At 73.0% G+C, this 16,588-nt stretch carries 15 protein-coding genes; 6 read left to right on the forward strand and 9 right to left on the reverse strand.

The features are described from left to right. The first annotated feature begins 12 nt into the window (after nucleotides 1–12). A complete protein-coding gene (locus tag QSK45_RS28690) occupies nucleotides 13–573 on the forward strand; it encodes a hypothetical protein (protein ID WP_285561804.1) in 561 nt (186 codons plus the stop codon). 398 nt (nucleotides 574–971) lie between these two features. On the opposite strand, the gene tsaE is transcribed toward QSK45_RS28690, so the two are convergent. The 5 genes from tsaE to QSK45_RS28720 all read right to left on the reverse strand — a co-directional run bounded on the left by tsaE (nucleotide 972) and on the right by QSK45_RS28720 (nucleotide 6,270). Next, the gene (gene tsaE / locus QSK45_RS28695; protein WP_285561805.1) at nucleotides 972–1,502 is read right to left on the reverse strand and encodes a tRNA (adenosine(37)-N6)-threonylcarbamoyltransferase complex ATPase subunit type 1 TsaE; all 531 of its coding nucleotides are present in this window, start codon (nucleotides 1,500–1,502) and stop codon (nucleotides 972–974) included. Beyond that, on the reverse strand, nucleotides 1,465–2,712 hold the full coding sequence (locus tag QSK45_RS28700) for an alpha/beta fold hydrolase (RefSeq protein ID WP_285561806.1): 1,248 nt from the start codon (nucleotides 2,710–2,712) through the stop codon (nucleotides 1,465–1,467). Before QSK45_RS28700 ends, tsaE begins: the two co-directional genes overlap by 38 nt. 127 nt (nucleotides 2,713–2,839) lie before the next feature. Then, nucleotides 2,840–4,009: an alanine racemase gene (alr, locus tag QSK45_RS28705; RefSeq protein ID WP_285561807.1), complete on the reverse strand. Its 1,170-nt coding sequence runs from the start codon at nucleotides 4,007–4,009 to the stop codon at nucleotides 2,840–2,842. A gap of 407 nt (nucleotides 4,010–4,416) precedes the next feature. Then, nucleotides 4,417–5,847: an NAD(P)H-hydrate dehydratase gene (locus QSK45_RS28715; protein ID WP_285561808.1), complete on the reverse strand. Its 1,431-nt coding sequence runs from the start codon at nucleotides 5,845–5,847 to the stop codon at nucleotides 4,417–4,419. A 51-nt stretch (nucleotides 5,848–5,898) separates the two neighbouring features. Further along, a complete protein-coding gene (locus tag QSK45_RS28720) occupies nucleotides 5,899–6,270 on the reverse strand; it encodes a holo-ACP synthase (RefSeq protein ID WP_285561809.1) in 372 nt (123 codons plus the stop codon). Nucleotides 6,271–6,319: 49 nt separating this feature from the next. Between QSK45_RS28720 and QSK45_RS28725 the strand changes: the two genes are divergently transcribed. After that, a complete protein-coding gene (locus QSK45_RS28725; protein WP_285561810.1) occupies nucleotides 6,320–7,126 on the forward strand; it encodes an SDR family NAD(P)-dependent oxidoreductase in 807 nt (268 codons plus the stop codon). A 35-nt stretch (nucleotides 7,127–7,161) separates the two neighbouring features. Here the strand turns inward: QSK45_RS28725 and glmS are convergent, their stop codons facing one another. Beyond that, nucleotides 7,162–9,009, reverse strand: a complete 1,848-nt coding sequence (gene glmS / locus QSK45_RS28730; protein ID WP_285561811.1) for a glutamine--fructose-6-phosphate transaminase (isomerizing) — start codon at nucleotides 9,007–9,009, stop codon at nucleotides 7,162–7,164. Between the two features lie 163 nt (nucleotides 9,010–9,172). Here glmS and QSK45_RS28735 point away from each other — a divergent pair, with 163 nt between their 5' ends. The 3 genes from QSK45_RS28735 (at nucleotide 9,173) to QSK45_RS28745 (ending at nucleotide 12,762) form a co-directional block, all read left to right on the forward strand. Continuing rightward, nucleotides 9,173–10,702, forward strand: a complete 1,530-nt coding sequence (locus QSK45_RS28735; RefSeq protein ID WP_285561812.1) for an FG-GAP-like repeat-containing protein — start codon at nucleotides 9,173–9,175, stop codon at nucleotides 10,700–10,702. Between the two features lie 133 nt (nucleotides 10,703–10,835). Then, nucleotides 10,836–11,804: a type I pantothenate kinase gene (gene coaA / locus QSK45_RS28740; RefSeq protein ID WP_285561904.1), complete on the forward strand. Its 969-nt coding sequence runs from the start codon at nucleotides 10,836–10,838 to the stop codon at nucleotides 11,802–11,804. A 28-nt stretch (nucleotides 11,805–11,832) separates the two neighbouring features. Next, the gene (locus tag QSK45_RS28745) at nucleotides 11,833–12,762 is read left to right on the forward strand and encodes a DUF389 domain-containing protein (RefSeq protein ID WP_285561813.1); all 930 of its coding nucleotides are present in this window, start codon (nucleotides 11,833–11,835) and stop codon (nucleotides 12,760–12,762) included. 101 nt (nucleotides 12,763–12,863) lie between these two features. Here the strand turns inward: QSK45_RS28745 and glmM are convergent, their stop codons facing one another. The 3 genes from glmM to rplM all read right to left on the reverse strand — a co-directional run bounded on the left by glmM (nucleotide 12,864) and on the right by rplM (nucleotide 15,418). After that, nucleotides 12,864–14,222: a phosphoglucosamine mutase gene (gene glmM / locus QSK45_RS28750; RefSeq protein ID WP_285561814.1), complete on the reverse strand. Its 1,359-nt coding sequence runs from the start codon at nucleotides 14,220–14,222 to the stop codon at nucleotides 12,864–12,866. A 197-nt stretch (nucleotides 14,223–14,419) separates the two neighbouring features. Continuing rightward, nucleotides 14,420–14,932, reverse strand: a complete 513-nt coding sequence (rpsI, locus tag QSK45_RS28755) for a 30S ribosomal protein S9 (protein WP_010036632.1) — start codon at nucleotides 14,930–14,932, stop codon at nucleotides 14,420–14,422. A 42-nt stretch (nucleotides 14,933–14,974) separates the two neighbouring features. After that, a complete protein-coding gene (rplM, locus tag QSK45_RS28760; RefSeq protein WP_146463583.1) occupies nucleotides 14,975–15,418 on the reverse strand; it encodes a 50S ribosomal protein L13 in 444 nt (147 codons plus the stop codon). Nucleotides 15,419–15,694: 276 nt separating this feature from the next. Between rplM and QSK45_RS28765 the strand changes: the two genes are divergently transcribed. After that, the gene (locus QSK45_RS28765; protein ID WP_285561815.1) at nucleotides 15,695–16,588 is read left to right on the forward strand and encodes a hypothetical protein; all 894 of its coding nucleotides are present in this window, start codon (nucleotides 15,695–15,697) and stop codon (nucleotides 16,586–16,588) included.

The raw sequence follows: 16,588 nt of genomic DNA on the forward strand, positions 1-16,588 counted from the left end.
AGGAGGGCGCGGGTGACAGGGACCAGCTCGGGAGTCGTGGCCGGCCTCACCGCGGCGGCCGTCGGCGTGGTCGGCTTCCTGGCCTACGAGGCGCACGCGACCGCACCGGCGGACCTCGGCGGCCGCCCCGGGGTGAACGGATCGCCCGGCGGACAGGCCACCAAGGCGCCCCGCGACCGGCGTCACCCGACCGCGCTGCCGAGCGGCTCCGGCAAGGGTGAACGGGTCGTGTACTCGGTGGACGACGACCGGGTCTGGCTGGTCGGCGCCGGCGACCGGGTCCTGCGCACCTTCACGGTCCGGCCCGGCACCGTGGACCCGCCCACCGGCACGTACTGGGTCACCTCCCGCTCCCACGCGGTCACCGGCACCGACGGCATCCCGATCGAGCACGTGGTCCGCTTCACCACGGTGGACGGCGTCACCATCGGCTTCAGCGCCCCGGTGACCAGCGACGCCGTCCCGGACGCCGACGCGGGCGCCAGGACCGGCGGCATCCGCGAGACCCGCCCCGACGGCGACGCGATGTGGAAGTTCGCGACCATCGGCGAGCGGGTGATCGTGATCCGCTGAGGGTTCCGCCCGGGAGGAACGGCCGCGGGACCGCTCCGGCCGGGGTCCGCCCCGCCGCGGAGTTCTTCCCGGTTTCCGGGCTTCCCGACACCGCCGAAGGCGTCAGGCGGCCTGTCGCGGGCCCTCGTTCCGCCGGGGGGCACGGGGCTCCGGGGGCCGGGGCGGGCGGGAGATCGCCGCCGCGGCGGCGCACGCCGCCAGGAGGTCGCGCATGGGCACCGGGCCGGACGGCCGGGGCCGCTCCGGAGGACGAGAAGCGGTCATGGACGCCTCCTCGGGTGCGGGGGCGACGTAGTGAGACATACCCGGACTCACCTGGACTACGGGCTGGACACCATGGCACCACGCCCCGGGAGACCGCGCAACATCGTGCCGACGGCCTGTCGGGAACCGGCGGTTCAGGCCGTGAGGGTCTCCAGGCCCGCCTCGGCCCAGCGCTCGCCGAGCCCGGTGACGGTCACGTGCCGCACCTCGTCCGTGGTGTCGCCGACGGCGCGGTGGATGACGAGCTGGAGCCGGTCCTCGGTCAACTCCTCGACCTTGCCCTCGCCCCACTCCACGACGACCACCGAGTCGGACAGCGAGACGTCGAGGTCCAGGTCCTCCATCTCGTCGAGGCCGCCCCCGAGCCGGTACGCGTCCACGTGCACGAGCGGCGGGCCGTCACCGAGGGAGGGGTGCACCCGGGCGATCACGAAGGTCGGCGAGGTGACCGCGCCGCGCACCCCGAGCCCCTCCCCGAGCCCCCGGGTCAGCGTGGTCTTGCCGGCGCCCAGTTCCCCGGAGAGCATCACCAGGTCACCGGCGCGCAGCAGCTTGGCGAGGCGCCGGCCCAGCTCGCGCATCTGCTCGGGCGAGGTGATCGTCAGCCGGGTCTCGGCGGGGTCGTGCTCAGCGGGGTCGTACGGTGCTGCTGCTGGACGTTCCATAGGCACTAACCGTAGCCCCTGCGGGCACGGCGCCCGCGCGGGTCAGCAGGTCGGCGAGCCGGTCGGTGACCACTTCCGGGTGCTCCAGCATCACCAGATGCCCCGCGTCCGGTACCAGCACCAGCTCGGCGTCGGGCAGCTCGTCGGCTATCGCCTCGCTGTGCGCGCTCGGCGTCACCAGGTCCCGCACACCCGCCAGCACCAGCACCGGCATGTGCCGGAAGCGGGCCAGCGCGGCCGTCTTGTCGTGGTCGGTGAAGGCCGGGTAGAACTCGGCGACCACGTCGATCGGCGTGGACTCGATCATCCGCTCGGCGAACCGCTCCACCGCCGGGTCGACGTCCCGCCCGCCGAACGAGTACCGCTTGATGATCCCGGCGAACAGCTCCGCCGTGGCCCGGCGCCCCTTCTCCACCAGTTCCGCCTGCTGCCCGAGCGCCCTAAGCACGCCGGGCAGGATCCGGCGTATCGCGTTGACGCCGGCCACCGGCAGCCCGAAGTTCACCTCGCCGAGCCGCCCCGAGGAGGTGCCGACGAACGCGGTGGCGACCACCCGCTCCTCGATCAGCTCCGGGTACTCGGCGGCGAGCGCCATGATGGTCATCCCGCCCATGGAGTGGCCGACCAGCACGATCGGCCCCTCGGGCACGGCGGCGTCGATGACCGCCTTCAGGTCGCGGCCGAGCTGGTCGATGGTGAGCGGCTCCCCGTCCCGCTGCGCCACGCCCCGCGCGGAGCGGCCGTGGCTGCGCTGGTCCCAGTGCACGGTGCGCACGACCCCCCGCAGGGCCGCCCGCTGGAAGTGCCAGGAGTCCTGGTTGAGGCAGTAGCCGTGGCAGAAGACGACGGTGGCCGGGACGGGCGCCTTGCGGCCGAAGAGCCTGCGCCTGCGCGGGGAGGGCGGCGCGCCCGTGTCCGGCTCGACCTCGTCGACCTCGTAGTACAGCTCGGTGCCGTCGTCGGCGTACGCCTTGCCCGGGGTGCCGCGCAGGGTGCCGTAGGGCCCCGCGGAGTCCAGCGCCAGGCGTGCCTTGCGGCGCACCGCGCGGCCCACCGTCATCCGCTCCACGGCGACGCCGGCCGCCGCCCCCGCGGCGAGGACGCCTATCGCGGCACCGGCGATGCCGGTCGCCCTGCGCCAGCTCCCGGCCGCCCCCGCGGCGGAGGCGGCGGCGTCCGTCACGGCGTCCGCCGCCCTGCTGTCGCTCACGTGCCGCTCCTCCTCGCCGTCGTGCCGACCCGTTGCCGGCTCGCCGTACCGATGTTCGCCGAGACGGGTGAACCGGGGGCGCGGATGTGACCGTTGTTACACGTGATTTCGGAGGGACTCGGACGAGTTACCCGCGCTCCTCCTCGTTGACGTAGACGCGCGGCACCCGGGTCCCGATGCGGGTGACGATCTCGTAGGCGATCGTGCCGCAGGCCGCCGCCCAGTCCTCGGCGGTGGGCTCGCCCCGGTCGCCGGGTCCGAAGAGCACGGCCTCGGCGCCGACCGGGGGTTCGTCGCCGCTGAGGTCCACCACGAACTGGTCCATGGCGACCCGTCCGGCGGCCGTCCGCCACTTGCCGTCGACCAGGACCGGCCCGGCGCCGGAGGCGTGCCGCGGGATGCCGTCGCCGTAGCCGAGCGGGACGAGGCCGAGAGTGGTGGCGCCGGGGGTGACGTAGTGGTGGCCGTAACTGACGCCGTGCCCGCCCGGCACGTGCTTGACCAGCGCGAGCGAGGCGCTGAGCGTCATCACCGGGCGCAGGCCGAAGTCCGCCGGGGTGCCGAGTTCGGGGCTGGGCGACAGGCCGTACATGGCGATACCGGGACGGACCAGGTCGAAGTGGGTCTCGGGCAGGGTGAGCGTGGCCGGCGAGTTGGCGATGTGCCGCACCTCGGGGCGCACCCCCTGCTCCTCGGCGTACGCCACCATCTCCCGGAAGCGGGTGAGCTGGGCGGTGATGGAGGGATGGCCGGGCTCGTCGGCGCAGGCGAAGTGCGACCACAGGCCGGTGACCCGGACCAGGCCGTCGCCCTCGGCGCGCAGCGCGGCGGCGACCAGCTCCGCCCAGTCGGCGCCGGGCTGGCAGCCGTTGCGGCCGAGCCCGGTGTCGGCCTTGAGCTGGACGCGCGCGGGCCGCCCGGCGGCGCGGGCGGCCGCGGTGACCTCGTCCAGCGCCCACATCCCGCTGACCGACACGTCGATGTCGGCCTCGATCGCCTGCCGCCAGGGCCCGCCGGGCACCCACAGCCAGCACAGCACGCGCTGGGTCAGCCCGGCCGCGCGCAGCGCGAGGGCCTCCTCGGGCGTGGCGGTGCCGAGCCAGGTGGCCCCGGCCTCGACGGCCGCGCGGGCACAGGGGAGCGCGCCGTGGCCGTATCCGTCGGCCTTGACGACGGCCATCACGGCCGCGTCCCCCACACGGGCGCGCAGGGTCCGCACATTGGCCCGCAGGGCACCCAGATCGATCTCGGCACGGGCACGCAGGGGGGCGGTCGGCACAGGTGCAGTCTCAGTCATGGCGCCCCCAGTCTCTCAGAGGGCGCCGCCGGCTCCCGGTGCGGTGCCGGAAGCGGCCCACCGCGCGGGTGACGCGGCCGTGGTCACTGGATGCTCCGCGGTGCGGATGGCGGGGTCCACCGGGCGGGCGAAGACGTGTAGTTCGCCGGAGCGGCCCACGGTGACCTCGGTCGGGGTGGTGTGCGAGCGGGCGGGCGGCCCCCGCTCCTCCACCGGCCGCCGGCTGCCGGCTGCCGCCGTCCCACTCGGAGCTGTCGACGGTGGCCAGCAGCCGCGTCGGGGCCGTGCGGGCAGGGCAGTTCACCGGGGAGGGGTCGGTGGTGTGCCAGGAGGCGAAGCCGCCGACACGGAAGCCCGGCGGGATGGACAGGTCGCACCGGTAGCTCCCGGCCTCCCCCGCCCACGCCTCAGTCCCACACGTCCCGCCACGCCTCCGGCACGCACTCCGCCACGTCGTGCGCACCCGCCGGGGCCCCCCGCGCCGCGAACCGCCCCGCCAGTCCGTGCAGATACGCGGCCACACTGCCCGCGTCCAGCGCTGACAGGCCCGCGGCCAGCAGAGAGCCGCCGAGGCCGGAGAGGACGTCGCCGCTGCCGGCGGTGGCCAGCCACGGGGTGCCGGTGGCGTTCACCCGGGTGGCGCCGCCCGCCGCGTCGGCGACCAGCGTGGTGGAGCCCTTGAGCAGCACCGTCGCCCGGTAGACCGCGGCCAGTTCGCGTACCGCGGCGAGCCGGGCGCCCTCGACCTCCTCCCGCGGGACGCCGAGGAGCGCGGCGGCCTCGCCCGCGTGCGGCGTCATCAGGGTGGGCGCCGGCCGCCCTCGTACGGCGTCCCGTTCGGCGAGCCGCAGCCCGTCCGCGTCCAGCAGCACCGGGACCTCGGCGGCCAGCACCTCCGCGACGGTCGCCGCGTCGTCACCCGCGCCGGGTCCGGTGACCCACGCCTGCACCCGGCCCGCCTTGGCCGGGCCCCGGTCGGAGACCAGGGTCTCGGGGAAGCGGGCGATGACCGCGTCCGCGGCCGGGCCGACGTAGCGCACGGCCCCGGCGCCACCGCGTAGCGCCCCGGAGACGGCGAGCACCGCGGCGCCCGGATAGCGCGCGGACCCGGCGGCGATGCCGACCACGCCCCGCCGGTACTTGTCGCTCTCGGCGGCGGGGTGCGGCAGCAGCCGTGCCACGTCGGCGTGCTGCAACGCCTCCAGCTCGGCCTCGGCAGGCAGTTCCAGGCCGATGTTCACGAGCCGTACGACCCCGGCGTACTCCCGCGCCGGATCGACCAGGAGTCCGGGCTTGTGCGTGCCGAACGTGACGGTGAGGTCCGCCCGTACGGCCGCGCCCCGGACCTCTCCGGTGTCCGCCTCGACGCCGCTGGGCAGGTCCACCGCCACCACCGCGGCCCGGGACCGCTCGACGGCCTCCACCAGCCGCGCGGCATCGGGCCGCAGCCCGCCCTGCCCGCCGATACCGACGATGCCGTCCACCACGAGGTCGGCCCGCGCGATCGCCCCGTCCGCCGAACCGGGCACGACGCTCACGCCCCCGGCCCGCCGCAGCGCGGCCAGTCCCCCGCCGTGCGCGCGGTCCGGTGCGAGGAGGACGGCCGTCACTCCGGCCCCCCGTCGCGCCAGCCGGGCGCCCGCGTACAGGGCGTCCCCGCCGTTGTCGCCGCTGCCGATCAGCAGGACCACCCGGCTGCCGTACACCCGGCCCAGCAGGTCGGCGCAGGCGGCGCTCAGGCCGGCCGCCGCCCGCTGCATCAGCGCTCCCTCGGGCAGCCGCGCCATCAGGGCCCGCTCGGCCGCCCGCACCGTCTCCACGCTGTACGCATTCCGCATGGCACCGAGTCTGCCCCGTAACCCCCACCGCCCACACCCGGGCCGGGCCGCTCAGCCCTCGGCGACCACCACGGCGGAGGCCACGCCCGCGTCATGACTGAGGGACACGTGCCAGGAGCGCACCCCCAGTTCGGCGGCGCGCGCGGCGACCGTGCCGCGCACCCGCAGCCGCGGCCGCCCGCTGTCCTCGACGTACACCTCGGCGTCCGTCCACAGCAGCCCCGGCGGTGCCCCGAGCGCCTTGGCCAGCGCCTCCTTCGCCGCGAACCGCACCGCCAGCGACGCGATCCCGCGCCGCTCCCCGCTGGGCAGCAGCAACTCCCCCGCCACGAAAAGCCGGTCGGCCAGCTGGGGGGTCCGCTCCAGGGACGCCCGGAAGCGGTCGATCTCCGCCACGTCGATCCCGACTCCGATGATGCTCATGGGCAGCACCCTAGACATCCGGTCCCCGGGCGCCCTCTACGCTGCGGCCATGAACAGCGCCGCGTCCCCGCAGACCACGCCCCAGCAGACCTACCTCACCGACCTGTTCTCGCTCGACGGCCGCGTCGCCGTGGTCACCGGGGGCAGTTCCGGCATCGGCCGGGGCATCGCGGGGGCACTGGCGCGGGCCGGGGCGAGCGTGGTGGCCGTGGCCCGGGGCGAGGAGCAACTCGCGGCCACCGCCGCCGAACTGACGGCGGACGGATGCCGGGTGGCCTGGGTCGCCGGGGACCTCGGCAGCCGGCGGGGCGTGCGCGCCGCGGCCGAGGAGGCGGCGGGCGTGTTCGGGGAGCCGGACATCCTCGTGAACTCGGCCGGGATCAACCTGCGGCCCCCGATGGACGAGCTGGACGAGGACGTCTGGGACGCCACCATGGCCGTGAACCTGGAGGCGCCGTTCCTGCTGGGACAGCGGTTCGGGCCCGGGATGGCCGAGCGCGGCTTCGGCCGGATCATCCACATCAGCTCCCAGCAGGCGCACCGCGCCTTCGTGGGCAGCGGCGCGTACGGCGTCTCCAAGGGCGCGCTGGAGTCGCTCGCCCGCTCGCAGGCGGAGGCGTGGTCGCCGTACGGCGTCACCTGCAACACCCTGGTGCCGGGCTTCGTGATGACCCCGCTCAACGCCCGCCTGTCCGCCGATCCGGAGAAGGTCGCGGCGCTGGCCGCGCGCACCATGACCGGGCGCAACGGCCTCGCCGAGGACTTCGCGGGCGCCGCCGTCTTCCTCGCGAGCCGTGCCTCCGCCTACGTCACGGGCCAGTCGATCCGCGTCGACGGAGGCTTCTCGGTCCACTAGGCGCGCTGTGCGGACAGCGCGCCCGGCCGGGTGCGTTACTCCACGGTCACCGACTTCGCCAGGTTCCGGGGCTGGTCCACCTCGTTGCCCCGCGCGGCGGCCAGCTCGCAGGCGAAGACCTGGAGCGGCACCGTGGCCACCACCGGCTGGAGCAGGGTCGGCGTGACCGGGATGCGGATGAGGTGGTCGGCGTACGGGACGACCGCCTCGTCCCCCTCCTCGGCGATCACGATGGTGCGCGCCCCGCGCGCCCGGATCTCCTGGATGTTGGAGACGATCTTGTCGTGCAGCACCGAGCGGCCGCGCGGCGACGGTACGACGACCACCACCGGCATGTCCTCCTCGATCAGCGCGATCGGCCCGTGCTTCAGCTCGCCCGCCGCGAAGCCCTCGGCGTGCATGTAGGCGAGTTCCTTGAGCTTGAGCGCGCCTTCGAGGGCGACCGGGTAGCCCACGTGCCGGCCCAGGAAGAGCACCGTGTCCTTGGTGGCCAGCGTGCGGGCCAGCGCCCGTACCGGCTCCATGGTCTCCAGGACGCGCTCGACCTCGACCGAGATCCGCGACAGGTCCCTGATCACCGAGTGGATCTCGTCGCCCCACTTGGTGCCGCGCACCTGGCCCAGGTACAGGGCGACCAGGTAGCAGGCGACCAGCTGGGTCAGGAACGCCTTGGTGGAGGCGACCGCGACCTCGGGACCCGCGTGCGTGTACAGCACCGCGTCGGACTCGCGCGGAATGGTGGAGCCGTTGGTGTTGCAGATGGCGAGCACCTTGGAGCCCTGTTCACGGGCGTGCCGCAGCGCCATCAGGGTGTCCATCGTCTCGCCGGACTGGGAGATCGCGATCACCAGGGAGCGGCCGCCCAGGATCGGGTCCCGGTAACGGAACTCGCTGGCCAGCTCCACCTCGCAGGGGATGCGCGTCCAGTGTTCGATGGCGTACTTGGCGATCAGGCCCGCGTGGAAGGCCGTACCGCACGCCACGATCACGACCTTGTCGATCTCACGCAGGTCGGAGGGGGTGATCCGCAGCTCGTCCAGGGTGAGCGAGCCGGACGGGTCGATCCGGCCGAGCAGGGTGTCGGCGACCGCCTTGGGCTGCTCGGCGATCTCCTTGAGCATGAAGTAGTCGTAGCCGTCCTTCTCGGCGGCCGAGGCGTCCCAGTCCACGTGGTAGGACCGCGTCTCCGCGGGGCGGCCGTCGAAGCCGGTCACGGTCACGCCGTCGCGGCGCAGCTCCACCACCTCGTCCTGGCCCAGCTCGATCGCCGAGCGGGTGTGGGCGATGAACGCGGCGACGTCCGAGGCGAGGAACGCCTCGCCCTCGCCGACGCCGACCACCAGCGGGGAGTTGCGACGCGCGCCGACCACCACGTCCGGGGCGTCCGCGTGCACCGCGACCAGCGTGAACGCGCCCTCCAGACGCCGGCACACCAGCCGCATCGACTCGGCGAGGTCGCCGGTCGCCGAGTACTCCTCGGCCAGCAGATGGGCGACGACCTCGGTGTCCGTCTCGGAGTTCAGGTCATGGCCGCGCTCGGCCAGCTCGGCCCGCAGCACCGCGAAGTTCTCGATGATGCCGTTGTGGACGACGGCGACCCGGCCCGCGTTGTCCAGGTGCGGGTGCGCGTTGTCGTCCGTGGGGCCGCCATGGGTGGCCCAGCGGGTGTGTCCGATGCCCGTCGAGCCGGCCGGCAGCGGCCGTTCGACCAGTTCCTTCTCCAGGTTGACCAGTTTTCCCGCCTTCTTCGCGGCGGCCAGACCGCCGTCCGCCAGCAGGGCGACGCCCGCCGAGTCGTACCCCCGGTACTCCAGCCGCTTCAGCCCGGCCATCACGACGTCGAGCGCCGACTGCGACCCTACGTATCCCACGATTCCGCACATGAGCCGCAGCCTACGGGCCGTTCCCCCGTCAAAAGTGGCGCCGCGTGCCCGAATTCGGAAATCCTGGGCCCGTTCAGAGCACATCCACTCTCCCGCACAACCGTGCGACCCGGTCGGAGGTCTACCGGCTGAACGCCGTAAGCGAACAACGGGAGACACACAGGTGAAGCGTAGACATCGCACCCTCCTGGCCACGGCCGTCGCCGCGGCCCTGGCCGGGGGCCTCACCGCCGGGCTGACCGGGCCCGCCGCCGCGGCCGGGTCGGGCGTGACGGCCACGAAGCAGCCCTTGACCGACTTCAACGGCGACGGGTACGGCGACTTCGCCGTCACCGCCCCGGCCGCCCGGCTGAACGGCAAGTGGCGGGTGGGCGCGGTCGCCGTCCTCTACGGGTCCGCCCAGGGCGTCTCCGCCGACCGGCGCACCACCATCACCCAGGACACGTCCTGGGTGCCGGACTCGGCCGAGAACGGGGACCTGTTCGGCGCCGCGACCACCGCGGGCGACTTCGACCACGACGGCTACACCGACCTCGCCGTCGGCACCCCGCTGGAGGACGTGGGCACGGACGTCAACGGCGGCCTGGTGCAGATCATGTGGGGCTCCGCGAAGGGCCTGACCTCGGCCTCCACGGTCCCCGACCCGGCCCCGGCCGCCCACGACCGCTTCGGCGCCTCGCTCGCGGCCGGCGACTTCGACGGCGACGGCCGCACCGACCTGGCCGTCGGCACCAACGGGAACACCCTCTACACCTTCCGCAAGGGCATCTCCCGCGGCGGCAAGGCCGGAGCCGTCGCCACCCGCTCCCTGCCGCTGCGCGCCGCGCCGGAGGCCGGGATCACCAACCTCACCGCCGGGGACGTCAACGGCGACGGCCGCGCCGACCTGGTGGTCAACGGCCTCAACCCCACCAAGGGCGCCGACGGCACGTACTACAACGTCAACTACTACGTGCCGGGCACCGCCACCGGGCCCTCGACCACCACCGCCAGGAAGATGCCCGGCGGCGTCGCCGGCGCCATCGGCGACCTCGACGGCGACGGCCGCGGCGACATCGTCACCGGCGTCTACTGGGGCCGGAACACCGCCGACGGCCCCATCGGCGGCAAGGTCGTCGTCACCTACGGCTCCGCCTCGGGCCCCTCCAGCCGCACCCAGACCATCACCCAGGAGTCGGGCACCGTCCCCGGCGACTCCGAGAGCTGGGACAAGTTCGGCCAGTCGGTGGCCCTCGGCGACGTCGACGGTGACGGACTGCTCGACCTCGCCATCGGCGCCCCGCAGGAGAACATGCGGCTGTGGGGGCACATGTACTACAACATGGGCACCGTCACCGTGCTCTACGGCTCGAAGTCGGGCGTCGACACCAGTGCCGCGCCGCAGTACTTCTACCAGGGCAACCACGGCGTCCCCGGCGAGCCGTTCGGCAACTTCGGTACGGCCGTGCTGCTCACCGACCTCGACCGCGACGGCGGCGCCGACCTGATCGCCGGCACCCCGTGGGCGGACAACGGCGACGGCACCGTGACCGTGCTGCCCTCCGGCACCGCGGCGGACGGCCGGCGGCGGATCGGGACGACGGGCGCCCAGCTGTTCAAGCCCGGCCAGGTCGGGATGGAGATACTCAACGCCGTCCCGCAGTTCGGCAGCGTCCTGCAGAACTCCCGCCAGGTGTCGCTGATCAACACCTGAGGCGACATCCAGGGACCCCGGGCGGGGTGGGGAGAGACCGCGTGACGCACGCCACCGAACGCGTGACGTACCCCACCCCGCCACCCCGTTCAAACTCCGTTAACAATGGAATGTGATCTCACCGGTCCCCTCGATGCCCCGGAGCGCCCACCGGCACAGGCCGGAGGCGACTCCCTACGTCGACCTCACCCGCGCCGAGTGGAGCGCGCTGCGCGACAAGACGCCGCTGCCGCTCACCGCCGAGGAGGTGGAGAAGCTGCGCGGTCTGGGCGATGTGATCGACCTGGACGAGGTGCGCGACATCTACCTCCCGCTGTCGCGCCTGCTCAACCTCTACGTCGGCGCGACCGACGCCCTCAGAGGCGCGCTGAACACCTTCCTCGGCGAGCAGGGCTCCCAGTCCGGCACGCCGTTCGTCATAGGCGTCGCCGGCTCCGTCGCCGTCGGCAAGTCCACCGTCGCCCGTCTCCTTCAGGCCCTGCTGTCCCGCTGGCCCGAGCACCCGCACGTGGAGCTGGTCACCACCGACGGCTTCCTGCTGCCCACCGAGGAGTTGGAGGCCCGCGGCCTGATGTCGCGCAAGGGCTTCCCCGAGTCCTACGACCGCCGGGCGCTGACCCGCTTCGTCGCCGACATCAAGGCCGGCAAGAGCGAGGTGACGGCGCCGGTCTACTCCCACCTCATCTACGACATCGTCCCGGACCAGAAGCTCACGGTCCGCCGCCCCGACATCCTGATCGTGGAGGGCCTGAACGTCCTCCAGCCCGCCCTGCCCGGCAAGGACGGCCGCACCCGGGTCGGCCTCGCCGACTACTTCGACTTCAGCGTGTACGTCGACGCGAGCGCCGAGGACATCGAGCGCTGGTACCTCGACCGCTTCCGCAAACTGCGCCAGACGGCCTTCCAGGACCCCGACTCGTACTTCCGCAAGTACACCCAGGTCTCCGAGGACGAGGCCCTCGACTACGCCCGCACCCTGTGGCGCACCATCAACAAACCCAACCTCACCGAGAACATCGCCCCCACCCGCGGCCGCGCCACCCTGATCCTCAGGAAGGGCCCGGACCACAAGGTGCAACGGCTGCGCCTGCGCAAGCTGTAGGGCGGAGCGCACCTGCTAGAAAGGCGCCATGCTGCATCTGCGCCTGATCACCCCGGCCGACCAGACCGACGAGGTGGTGCGGCTGATCGAAGCAACGATCGGCACCACCCACCTCGCGGTGATACCGGGGGCCGCCCGCGAGCCGGCCGGTGACCTGGTGATGTGCGACGTCGCGCGCGAGGCGGGCGACACGCTCATCGCCGGGCTCCGGCGCCTGGGCCTGGACAGCAGCGGCTCCATCGCCGTGGAGAACATCGACCTGTCGCTGTCCCGGCGCGCCGACGAGGCGGAGCAGGAGGCCCCGGGCGAGGGCGCGGACGCGGTGCTGTGGGAGGGCCTGACCGAGGCCACCCACGAGGAGTCGACCCTGTCGGTCACCTACGTCGCCTTCATCACGCTGGCCACGATGATCGCGGCCTGCGGTGTGGTGCTGGACAACGCCATCCTGATCGTCGGCGCGATGGCCGTGGGACCCGAGTTCGGCCCGCTGGCCGGCATCTCCACGGCCGTGGTCCGGCGCCATCCGCGCCTGGCGCTGCGCTCGCTGACCGCGCTGCTCGTGGGCTTCGCGGTGGCGATGGCGGTGACGGTCGGCTTCACCCTGTTCATGGACGCCCTCGGCCTGTTCCACCGCTCCGCCCTGGAGGGCAGGCGCCCCAACACCGCGTTCGTCTACGCCCCGGACGCCTTCTCGTTCATCGTGGCGCTGCTGGCGGGCGTGGCCGGCACCCTCTCCCTGACCTCCGCGAAGTCCGGTGCCCTGGTGGGCGTGGCCATCTCGGTCACCACGGTCCCGGCCGCCGCCAACGCGGCGGTCGCCCTCGCCTACGGCGACACGACCCAGACCCTGGGCTCGACCGACCAGCTCCTGCTCAACCTGCTGGGCATCATCCTGGCGGGGACGCTCACGCTGCTGGCGCAGAAGTACTTCTGGCAGCGGCAGCGGCAGCGCGGTTAGCCGCCCGGGACCGTCGTGCCCCCCGGGGGGCACGGGGAACCGCGCGGACAACCACGGTTCCGCGGTCCGCGGCGCACAGTCCCCCTCTCCGGGCCCAGGGACTATCCCAGCGCCGCCTTCACCGCATCGGCAAGACGCCCCGCCACCGACCGCGCCTGCTCGATGTCCGCGGCCTCGACCATCACCCGCACCAGTGGCTCGGTACCGGACGGGCGCAGCAACACCCGCCCCGTCCCACCCAGTTCACGCTCGGCCTCGGAAACCGCGGCGGCGAGGTCGGCGGACGTGCGCACCCGCGACTTGTCCACGTCCGGCACGTTGACGAGGACCTGCGGCAACCGCTCCATCACGGACGCCAGTTCCCGCAGACTGCGCCCGCTCTGCGCGACCCGCGCCGCCAGCAGCAGACCGGTCAGCGTGCCGTCACCCGTCGTCGCGTGGTCGAGGATGATCACGTGCCCGGACTGCTCGCCGCCGAGCGCGAACCCGTGCCGCTTCATCTCCTCCAGCACGTACCGGTCCCCGACCGCCGTCTGCACCAGCCGGATCCCGGCCCTCTCCATCGCCAGCTTGAAGCCGAGGTTGGACATCACGGTCGCCACCACGGTGTCGGCCCGCAGCGCGGAACGCTCCCGCATCGCCAGCGCCAGCACGGAGAGGATCTGGTCGCCGTCGACCTCCTCGCCGGTGTGGTCCACCGCGAGGCACCGGTCGGCGTCACCGTCGTGCGCGATGCCGAGATCCGCGCCGTGCTCGACCACGGCCGCCTTCAGCTGACCGAGATGCGTCGAGCCGCAGCCGTCGTTGATGTTCAGGCCGTCCGGCTCCGCGCCGATCGTGACGACCTGCGCGCCGGCCCGGGTGAACGCCTCCGGCGAGACCCCCGAGGCCGCGCCGTGCGCCTCGTCCAGGACGATCTTCAGCCCGTCGAGCCGGTTGGGCAGCACCGACATCAGATGGCCGACGTACTGCTCGAAGCCCTCGTCGTAGGACCGCACGCGGCCCACCCCGGCGCCCGTCGGCCGCTCCCACGGCTCGCCGTGCCGGTGGGACTCGTAGACCGCCTCGATCCGGTCCTCCAGGTCGTCGGCGAGCTTGTGGCCGCCGCGGGCGAAGAACTTGATGCCGTTGTCCGGCATGGCGTTGTGGCTCGCGGACAGCATCACGCCGAGGTCCGCGCCGAGCGCGCCGGTGAGGTGGGCCACCGCGGGCGTCGGCAGCACACCGACCCGCAGGACGTCCACGCCCGCGCTCGCCAGGCCCGCGACCACGGCGGCCTCCAGGAACTCCCCGGACGCGCGCGGATCCCGCCCGACCACGGCCTTCGGCCGGTGGCCCGCGAAGGTCCCCGCCTCGGCCAGCACATGCGCCGCGGCCACGGAGAGGCCGAGGGCCATCTCCGCGGTCAGATCCGCGTTGGCGACACCGCGCACGCCGTCCGTGCCGAAGAGTCGTCCCACTTGTCCTCCTGAGGAAGCGTCGATGGCGTACAACGGACGGGCGCCGCGTCGATGGGGGGGCGCCTCGCCATCCGGTCACACAAGCCTTTGAGCGTCTTGTGTCGTTATACGCCCTTGGCTGAGATAAACGAACGCCCCGACGGCACATGTGGCGTGCCGCCGGGGCGTTCGGAGTACGAGCAGGCAGCTCCTGCTGTTTAGCGCTTGCTGTACTGCGGAGCCTTGCGGGCCTTCTTCAGACCGGCCTTCTTCCGCTCGACCGCGCGGTCGTCGCGGCGCAGGAAGCCGGCCTTCTTCAGGGCACCACGGTTGTTGTCGACGTCCGCCTCGTTCAGCGCACGGGCGACACCGAGACGGAGCGCACCGGCCTGGCCGGAGACACCGCCACCGGCGATGCGGGCGATGACGTCGTAACGGCCCTCGAGCTCGAGCACCTTGAAGGGCTCGTTGACCTCCTGCTGGTGCACCTTGTTCGGGAAGTAGTCCTCGAGGGTGCGGCCGTTGATCTTCCACTTGCCGGTGCCCGGAACGATCCGGACGCGGGCAATGGCGTTCTTGCGGCGGCCCAGGCCGGCGGCCGGCTGGGGCTCGCCGAAGCGGGAGGCCATCGACTCGGAGGTGTACTCGCCCTCGACGGGGACCTCGGACTCGGTGGTGTAGCTGTCGATGTCAAGCTCTTCGAGCGGCTGCTCGGCAGTGGTCTCGGCCACGATTCTCCTCAGATTCTCTTCAGTCTTAGGGGGTGGCCGGACTTACTGCGCGACCTGGGTGATCTCGAACGGCACCGGCTGCTGGGCAGCGTGCGGGTGCTGGTCACCCTTGTAGACCTTCAGCTTCGAGAGCATCTGACGGCCCAGGGAGTTCTTGGGGAGCATGCCCTTGACGGCCTTCTCGACGGCCTTCTCGGGGTTGTTGGCCAGAAGGTCGTCGTAGCGGACGGAGCGCAGACCACCCGGGTAGCCGGAGTGGCGGTACGCCATCTTCTGGGTCCGCTTGTTGCCGGACAGGTGCACCTTGTCGGCGTTGATGATGATGACGAAGTCACCAGCGTCGACGTGCGGCGCGTAGATCGGCTTGTGCTTGCCCCGGAGGAGGGTCGCAGCGGTGGTGGCGAGACGGCCCAGGACAACGTCCTGAGCGTCGATGACGTGCCACTGGCGCGTCACATCGCCGGGCTTGGGGCTGTACGTACGCACGGTTCGTAGCCTTCGCTTCGAGTGAATGGTCCTGAACAGGTCACCGAAACGATCACGACAGCCTCGACCGCACCGCGGTGACGCAAACCGCGTGCTGATCGCTGGTCATCGGCCCGGTGGACCGGTGTAAGGGCCCGTCCCGTGAGAATGAGCAAGCCAATACACAACGAAGAAGCAGGTTACCCGGCGGCCCCCGGACGGGTCAAAACGAGGCGGACCCCCGGCGGGCCGCCGCACGGTACTCGCCCGTGATCCCCCGCGTCTAAGATGCGCCCCATGAGTTACGGGCAGGGGGGACCCCAGTCTCAGTGGGATCCCTGGAAACCGCAATCACAGCAGCCCCAGCAGCCTCAGCAGCCCTGGAGCGGCGGCGGCGACGAGGGGACACCCGACTGGGCCGCGCTCGCGGAGGCCTCGGAGACCCGCGGCAAGCGGCGCAAGCTGCTGTTCATCGGCGGCGGCGTGCTCGCCACGGTCGCCGTCGGCGCGGCGGTCGCCCTGGCCGTCGTCTCCGCGAACGGCCGGAACGACGCCTCCGGGCACCCCACCCAGGCGCCCAGCGTCTCCCTGCCCGACAGCTCCCCGACGGCGCCGTCCTTCGCGCCCACCAGCGCGCCGCCACCGCTGGACCCGAAGGAGTTCATATCCAGCGCCGAGAAGGACACCGCCCCGCTGAGCCCCGCGACCCTGTTCCCGGGCACCCGGCTGACGATGGGCGGCACGGTGTACGAGAAGGGCGCCACCGGCGACACCACGAGCTGCGCCACGGCGACCGGCGGCTCCCTGCCCAAGATCCTCGCCGCCGACGGCTGCACCCGCGTGATGCGCGCCACGTACACCAACGGCGACATCGCGGTCACCGTCGGCGTCGCCCTGTTCGACACCGAGGCCCAGGCCGCGAAGGCCCGCAAGCAGACCGACGACCACAGCATCGTGCGGGCGCTGCCCGGCAAGGGCGTCGCGGCCTTCTGCGACGGCGCCACCTGCCGCTCGACCCGCAACGCCTACGGTCGCTACGCCTATTTCACCCTCGCCGGCTTCACCACCGGCAAGAACGTCACCACCAAGGACACCCTGGTCTTCCGCGCCGGCGACGACGTGGCGGAGTTCACCTTCCAGCAGATCCACCGCCGCGGCCAGGCCCAGGCGTCGGCGGCCGCGAACCAGTAG

Origin of the sequence: Streptomyces hygroscopicus subsp. hygroscopicus, from assembly GCF_030269125.1 — a bacterium.
GTDB classification, from domain to species: Bacteria; Actinomycetota; Actinomycetes; order Streptomycetales; family Streptomycetaceae; genus Streptomyces; species Streptomyces hygroscopicus_C.

What these genes read in the sequence shown, in the direction of transcription:
- QSK45_RS28715 (WP_285561808.1), bottom strand. Translation starts at nt 5,847, where the DNA reads ATGCGGAATGCGTACAGCGTGGAGACGGTGCGGGCGGCCGAGCGGGCC.
- glmS (WP_285561811.1), bottom strand. Translation starts at nt 9,009, where the DNA reads ATGTGCGGAATCGTGGGATACGTAGGGTCGCAGTCGGCGCTCGACGTC.
- QSK45_RS28720 (WP_285561809.1), bottom strand. Translation starts at nt 6,270, where the DNA reads ATGAGCATCATCGGAGTCGGGATCGACGTGGCGGAGATCGACCGCTTC.
- coaA (WP_285561904.1), top strand. Translation starts at nt 10,836, where the DNA reads ATGCCCCGGAGCGCCCACCGGCACAGGCCGGAGGCGACTCCCTACGTC.
- QSK45_RS28765 (WP_285561815.1), top strand. Translation starts at nt 15,695, where the DNA reads ATGAGTTACGGGCAGGGGGGACCCCAGTCTCAGTGGGATCCCTGGAAA.
- QSK45_RS28725 (WP_285561810.1), top strand. Translation starts at nt 6,320, where the DNA reads ATGAACAGCGCCGCGTCCCCGCAGACCACGCCCCAGCAGACCTACCTC.
- QSK45_RS28745 (WP_285561813.1), top strand. Translation starts at nt 11,833, where the DNA reads ATGCTGCATCTGCGCCTGATCACCCCGGCCGACCAGACCGACGAGGTG.
- tsaE (WP_285561805.1), bottom strand. Translation starts at nt 1,502, where the DNA reads ATGGAACGTCCAGCAGCAGCACCGTACGACCCCGCTGAGCACGACCCC.
- alr (WP_285561807.1), bottom strand. Translation starts at nt 4,009, where the DNA reads ATGACTGAGACTGCACCTGTGCCGACCGCCCCCCTGCGTGCCCGTGCC.